The organism is Catenulispora pinistramenti (assembly GCF_018274385.1).
GTDB lineage: Bacteria > Actinomycetota > Actinomycetes > Streptomycetales > Catenulisporaceae > Catenulispora > Catenulispora pinistramenti.
In genome coordinates this window covers 84,883-91,269 of sequence record NZ_JAAFYZ010000005.1, presented here as the reverse complement: position 1 = coordinate 91,269, position 6,387 = coordinate 84,883, and the positions used below count along the sequence as shown (strand labels likewise).

Sequence of the window (6,387 nt, the reverse complement as noted above, 5' to 3'; positions counted from 1 at the left end):
TTATCAGTCCCCTGATCCGCACCGACGCCGCGGGCACTGGCCGCGGCCGGGACACCGGACCGGCACGCCGTCCGGCGTCCGGCCCCGGCCGTCCGATCGGGTATCCGGTGATGTTCACCCGGGCACAGGCCTGTGTTCAGCCTGAACACTCCTGCGTCAGGGCTCGTAGATTCGAAGAGCAGATGTCCCCCACCGAAAGGGCTCAGCGGGCCATGTCCAATCTCAACGCCTTCCCCGAGGACGTCGACCAGCTCCTCGAGCAGTACCGGCAGCGGCGGGCCGAGGCCGGCCAGATCCAGCGCAAGATGCGCGAGGTCGCCTCCTCGGCGACCGCGCCGCGGCAGGTGGTCAAGGTGACCGTCGGGGCGCAGGGCGAGCTGAAGGCCCTGGAGTTCCCGACCGGCGCCTACAAGCGGCTGCCGCCCGCCGAACTGGCCGAGCTCATCTTGACCACCGCGCAGGAGGCCCAGACCAAGGCGATGGCCGCGATCCAGGAACTGGTCCTGCCCAAGCTGCCCGGCGGCCTGAACTTCGCCGACCTGATCAAGGGCACCACAGACCTGGCCCAGGCGATGCCGGAAGAGCCGCCGATGCCGGAAGTGGTCCGCGACTACATCGACGGCGGCCGGTCCGCCTCGCACATGCTCGGAGGAAACCATGGCTGACGAACTGTCCGTCGACACCGACATGATCAACCAGGCCATGCCGCCGATCCAGTACGTCATGGACCAGATGCGGAGCCTGGCCAGCGGGCTGGTCGACCAGCTCAAGGAGTACAACGGCTGCTGGGGCGATGACAAGACCGGCAACACCTTCGCGACGAAGTACCTGCCGCTGACCCAGCAGATGGAAGACGGGATCACCAGCACCGGCGACGCGATCAAGAGCATGCACGACGGCGTCCGGACCACGGTGCTGGGCTTCACCCAGACCGAGGACGCCACCGGCGACATCGCCAGGAACCTGCGGCAGCCGCAGGACCCTGCGACCCCGGCGAAGTAGCGGATCAGGACTCGCCGCGTCCCGGTGATCGGCCCAGGCCCGAACCCGCTTGGCCGTGGCCCTGCGGCACCTGGAAGGTCTCGCCATCGTTGTCCGGACCGCGCTCCCGGCCGCTACGCGCTCGATCAAGGAATCGTTCACCCGGAACCGGAACCGCTCGCAGAACCCTCACACCGCACAGCGGAACTGGCTAATGTGGGGCCATGTTCGATCCCGCCCCCGCCCCGGACGACCGACGCGATCTCCCCCCGCGGCGTCCAGGAGGCGGGGAGTGACGCCGACCTCGCTGGACGGTCTGGTCGCAAGGGATGCCGAACTCGCTGTGTTCCAGGATTTCCTGGACCGGCTGGCCCACGGCCGCGGCGGCTGCGCACTGCTCGAGGGCGAGGCCGGGATCGGGAAGTCCACGCTGGTCGCGGTGCTTCGGGACCAGGCGCGGCGGGCCGGCTTCGAGGTGTCCCACAGCACCTGCGACGAACTTCGACAGCGATTCCCGCTCGCTGTGTTGCTCGACGCCCTCGGCGTGGACCCCCGTTCCCCGGACCCGCTGCGGGTGTGGGCGGCGACCGGCGAGTACGGCGGCAGTCCGTCCCCGCCGCGCGCCGACGACGACGCCGAGGCCACCGCGCGCGGGTGGAGCGTCTCGCTGGTCGGCGGCGATCCGGTGATGGCCGGCGTGGAGCGGCTGCTGGAGCTGGTGGACCGGCTCTGCGCGAACGGCCCCCTGGTGATGGCGGTCGACGACCTGCAGTGCGCCGACGAGGCCAGCCTGCTGGTGTGGCACCACCTGTGCCGGGCGACACTACAGCTGCCCCTGCTCCTGGTGGGGGCCTGCCGCCCGGTACCGCGACGGACCGATCTGGTCCGGCTCCGGCGGGAGATCAAGGCCCGATACGGATCGGTCCTGTCCCTGGACCGGCTGCCGCGCGAGGCGGTCGCCGAACTCACCCGCCGGGTGACCGGCGCGCCGCCGGGACCGGCCCTGGCCGAGCGGCTGGAGCTGGGCGCCGGCAACCCGTTCTACGTGCGCGAGCTCCTGGACGCCTTGGCCCGGGTCCGGATCGCGACGCCGTCGGGCCCGGTCACAGAGCTCGCCGACGTGGCCGGACCGGACGCCGAACAGGCGGCGGACAGCCGGGGGCTGCACGCCCGCCAGAGCTGGCGGACGCTCGCGTCCGCGATCGCCGACCGCATCGACTTCGTGTCCGCCGACACGCGCGAAGTGCTGCGGACCGCCGCCCTGCTCGGCGCTGACTTCTCCGTCGCGGAGCTGACCCAAGTGCTGGGCCGCTCGGCCCTGGACCTGGCCCCGACGATGGAGGAGGCCATCGCCGCCGGGGTGCTGGAATCGGAGGGGATCCGGCTCCGGTTCCGGCATGAGCTGCTGCGAGAGGCCCTGCAGGAGTCCATACCCGGCCCGCTGCGGGTCACCCTGCGCCGGGACGCCGCCAAAGCCCTGACGGCCGGCGGCGCGCCGGTCGAGAAGGTGGCCGAGTTGCTGCTCGCCGCGACGGACGCCGCCGACGGCTGGGAGCTGGACTGGCTGGCCGAGAACGCCGCCGGCCTGTCCCGCCGCGCCCCCGACGTCGCGGCCGAGCTCATCGGGCACGCGCTCGGCAACGCGGCGCACGACGACCCGCGGCGCGACGTCCTGGAGGACCACCTGGCCGCGCTGTCGTTCCTGATGGCCCGCTACGAGCAGGCCGAACAGTCCACCCGGCGGATCCTGGCGGCTCCGGCATCGCGCGAGCGCCACGGTCAGGCCGTGTGGTTCCTGGGCTACACGCTGATGCGCACCAACCGGCTCGGGGAAGCCCACGACCTCATCGCCCGGGCCGTGGCCGACCCGCGGGCCTCGCCGGTCTGGCAGCCCAGGCTCGGCGTCCTGGCGGCGATGGCCGGTCTGAGTGCGGACCACTATGACGAGGCAGCCGAGGCGGCGAAACGGATCCTGGCCGCCGGCGGCCCCGACCCCGATCCGATGACCGCGGGATACGCCCTGCACACGATGGCGATGTCCCGGTTCGCCCGCGGTGACATGACCGGCACCGTCGAGGCCATCGATCAGGCCCTGGCCGTGATCCACGCCGAGCCGGAGCTGACGGATCTGCGGCTGCTGCTGTCCGCGAACCAGGCCGCGGCGCTGATCAACCTCGACCGGTTCGCCGAGGCGGCCGAACGGATGCGGACCGCGCGGGCGCTCGCCGAACGGACCGGGACCCCGCGGATCAACTCCCTGATCGTCCTGGCCGGGGAGCTGGCATACCAGCAGGGCCGGTGGGACGACGCGCGCGCGGAACTGGCCACGTTCGCAGACCCCACCCGCAACGCGTTCGTGCAGTACCTGCCCACGGTGGTACACGGCGTCGAAGCGCTCATCGCCGGGCATCGCGACGACCGGCGCACCGCCAACCGGCACCTGCACGCCCTGCCCGACGCCACCGGCACCGTGGCGTACCAGACCAACAACGGCGGGTACCTGCTGATGGCCCGCGCGCTCGCCGCCGAGAGCGCCGGCCGCGCCGACGCCGCCGCCGCCGAACTCAGGGTTCTGCTCGACCCCGAGTACGCCGTCATGGACGACCGCGCTTCCATGTTCCCGCACCTGGTCCGGCTGGCCCTGGACACCGCCGACCTCCCGACCGCGCGCCAGGCCGCCGAGGCCGCCCGCATCGACGCCCGCGCCAACCCGCTGCCCCGCGCCGTCGCCGCCGGCGACTGGTGCCACGGTCTGATCGGCTCCGACCCCGACCTGGTCTTGGCCGCCGCCGACGCCTACCGCACGGCCGGGCGCCGGCTGGAGCACGGCAACGCGATGGAGGACGCCGCGGTGCTGCTGGCCGCCGCCGAGCGCGTCGACCACGCGCGGTCGGCCGCCGCGGAGGCACTGGCCGTCTACGAGGGGCTGGGGGCGGTCTGGGACGCCCGGCGCGCGTCGGCCCGCCTGCGCCCGCACGGCGTCCGTCCCGGCGTCCGCAAGACCCGGCGCCGCCCCCAGAACGGCTGGGCCGCGCTGACCGAGACCGAGACCCGGGTCGCCGACCTGGTCCGGTCCGGCTGGTCCAATCCCGAGATCGCCAAACGCCTGCTGCTCTCGCGGCGCACGGTCGAGACCCACGTGTCCCACATCCTGGCCAAGCTGCAGGCCGGTTCCCGTCGCGAGATCGCGGAGATCGCGGAGAGCGCCGAGAGCGCAGGAGTGACCGACGGAACCGGCCAACGGGTCGCGCAGCACTGAGGCGCCGGAACCACCTCACGTAGGCCGTGGCCAGGGCTTCTGGCGGTTCCCTAAGTAAGACTCACGGATGTCTGCGGCCCACGGCCAGTCATTCTGCCGGATGTCTCCGGCCTCCCGTCCGCCCGAGACTCAAGGTGACGAAACGGACGAGGCCAGGCGGGAGATTCGCCATGACGACCATGACGACTACGACGACCACGACAGCTACGACGACCACGACGGCGCGGGCCCATGGGACTGCCGAACACAGCGGCGCCCGGCAACCGCGCCCGCGGATACCCCGTCAGCGGGCGACGGCGCCCGACAGCCCCGTCGCACCGCCGACCGGTGCCCCGCACTCGGCAAGCCCGGCGTCGAACCGGATCCCGATCCCGTCCCAGCCCCCCGCCCCTTCCGAGGAATGGATGCGCAGGCTGCACCGTGCCCATTCGGGCCCGCTGTTCCGGCTGCTGTCGCGCTGGACGGGCGGGGACCGGCAACTGGCGGAGGACCTGGTCCAGGAGACGATGATGCGGGCCTGGCGGCACGCCGCGTCGCTGCGCGGCGAGCCGGAATCCCTGGGTCCGTGGCTGCAAACGGTGGCGCGCAGGATCGCGATGGACTCACTGCGCGCCCGCGCGGCGCGCCCCCCGGAATGCGACGACCAGCCCCTGGAACGGATGTCGGGGCCCGGCGGCGACGCTCTCGCATTGGTCCTGGACCGGCAAGTGGTGTTCCAAGGACTGGCCCGGCTGTCCCCGGAACACCGCACGGCCCTGATGTACGTCTACATCCTCGACCGGACCATCCCGCAGGCCGCCCGCGACCTGCGCGTACCCGAGGGCACGGTGAAGTCCCGCGTCCACCACGCGCTACGGGCGTTGCGGCTGGCGCTCGACGAAGCCGCGGCCGGCAGCTGAGCGCGGACCGCACTTCTCGCTGGCCGGCGCCGACCGTGACCGGCTTCATCTGCCGCGATGACGCCGCGCGGTACTAACGCCAGCCGCGCTCCCGCCCCCGCGCCAGCAACCGCGAGCAAGTCAGGACCAGGACCACCAGCGCCCCGGCCGCGCCGGCGAATCCCAGGGACAGGTGGCGGGCACTGGCCGGGGAATGCACGTTCAGCTGGGGCAGGGGGATCGCGCCCGGCACGGGTGCCGCCGCCGGGGTGAGGATCGCGGTGACCGCGCGGTAGGGGTCGATGACGCCCCAGCCGTACTGGGGGTCCGGCAGGGTTTTCGCCGGGTGGTCCGCGGTGGTCTCCAGGCGGGCTTTCACTTGCGGTGCGGTGAGGGTCGGGTAGTAGGAGCGGACGAGGGCGGCGGTGGCGGCGACGAAGGGGGCTGCGAAGCTCGTCCCGGAGTCGTAGACGTGGCCGGGGCCGCCGATGCCGAGGCTGAGGATCGTATCGCCCGGCGCCACCAGGTCGATGAAGCCGCCGGTCTCCGAGGTCTGGGCGACGGTGCCGGCGGCGGTGATCGAGCCGACGGCGATGACGCCGGGGTAGGCCGCCGGGTAGGTGACCTCGTCGGCCTGCTGGTTGTCGTTGCCGGCGGAGGCGACGATCAGGACGTCGTGGGCCTGGGCGTACTGGACCGCCGTGGCCAGGTCGGGGCTGGAGGCCTGGGCGACGGCCGAGATGTTGATGACCTTCGCTCCGGCTCCGGTGGCGGCGACGATCGCCTTGGCCATGTCCTCGGAGCTGGTCGTGCCGGTGTCGCTGTAGACCCGGATCGGGAGGATGACCGCGCCGGGGGCGACGCCGGCGAAACCGATGCCGGAGACCGGCTGGGCGGCGATGATGCCCGCGACCATCGTGCCGTGGCCGAGGCAGTCGGCGGTCGCCGGGCCGTCGGCGGTGTCCAGGGACAGGCCGGGCAGGACGTGGCCCTTCAGTTGCGGGACGCCGGCGTCGACACCGGAGTCGATGACGGCGACCGTGACGTTCGCCCCGGTCGTGAACTGCCAGGCGCGTTGCGGTGCGAGCAGGGTCTGGGCCCAGGGCAGGGTCGCGATGACGGTCTTCGCCGGGGATTGGCAGTTCTGTGCCGTGGCCGCGGCGGCTCCGGGCGCGCCGGGGCCGATCAGGGTGGCGGTCAGGGCGGTCAGGACTGTTCCGCCGGCCAGCAGGCCGGCGCCGGCCCGCCCACCTCGGCCACCCCTCACTC

At 72.9% G+C, this 6,387-nt stretch carries 5 protein-coding genes; 4 read left to right on the top strand and 1 reads right to left on the bottom strand.

Annotated elements, in window-relative coordinates:
* Window positions 1-182: 182 nt before the first annotated feature.
* From KGQ19_RS02500 to KGQ19_RS02485, 4 genes are all read left to right on the top strand, one after another.
* The gene (locus KGQ19_RS02500; RefSeq protein ID WP_212007389.1) at window positions 183-665 is read left to right on the top strand and encodes a YbaB/EbfC family nucleoid-associated protein; all 483 of its coding nucleotides are present in this window, start codon (window positions 183-185) and stop codon (window positions 663-665) included.
* On the top strand, window positions 658-1,002 hold the full coding sequence (locus KGQ19_RS02495) for a hypothetical protein (RefSeq protein WP_212007388.1): 345 nt from the start codon (window positions 658-660) through the stop codon (window positions 1,000-1,002). The genes KGQ19_RS02500 and KGQ19_RS02495 overlap by 8 nt, the downstream gene beginning before the upstream one ends.
* 271 nt (window positions 1,003-1,273) lie before the next feature.
* A complete protein-coding gene (locus KGQ19_RS02490; protein ID WP_212007387.1) occupies window positions 1,274-4,240 on the top strand; it encodes a helix-turn-helix transcriptional regulator in 2,967 nt (988 codons plus the stop codon).
* Window positions 4,241-4,410: 170 nt separating this feature from the next.
* Complete coding sequence (locus tag KGQ19_RS02485) at window positions 4,411-5,139, top strand: sigma-70 family RNA polymerase sigma factor (RefSeq protein ID WP_212007386.1); 729 nt, start codon at window positions 4,411-4,413, stop codon at window positions 5,137-5,139.
* A gap of 73 nt (window positions 5,140-5,212) precedes the next feature.
* Here the strand turns inward: KGQ19_RS02485 and mycP are convergent, their stop codons facing one another.
* Entirely contained in the window at window positions 5,213-6,385 is a 1,173-nt protein-coding gene (gene mycP / locus KGQ19_RS02480) for a type VII secretion-associated serine protease mycosin (RefSeq protein ID WP_212007385.1), read from the bottom strand.
* Window positions 6,386-6,387 lie beyond the last annotated feature (2 nt).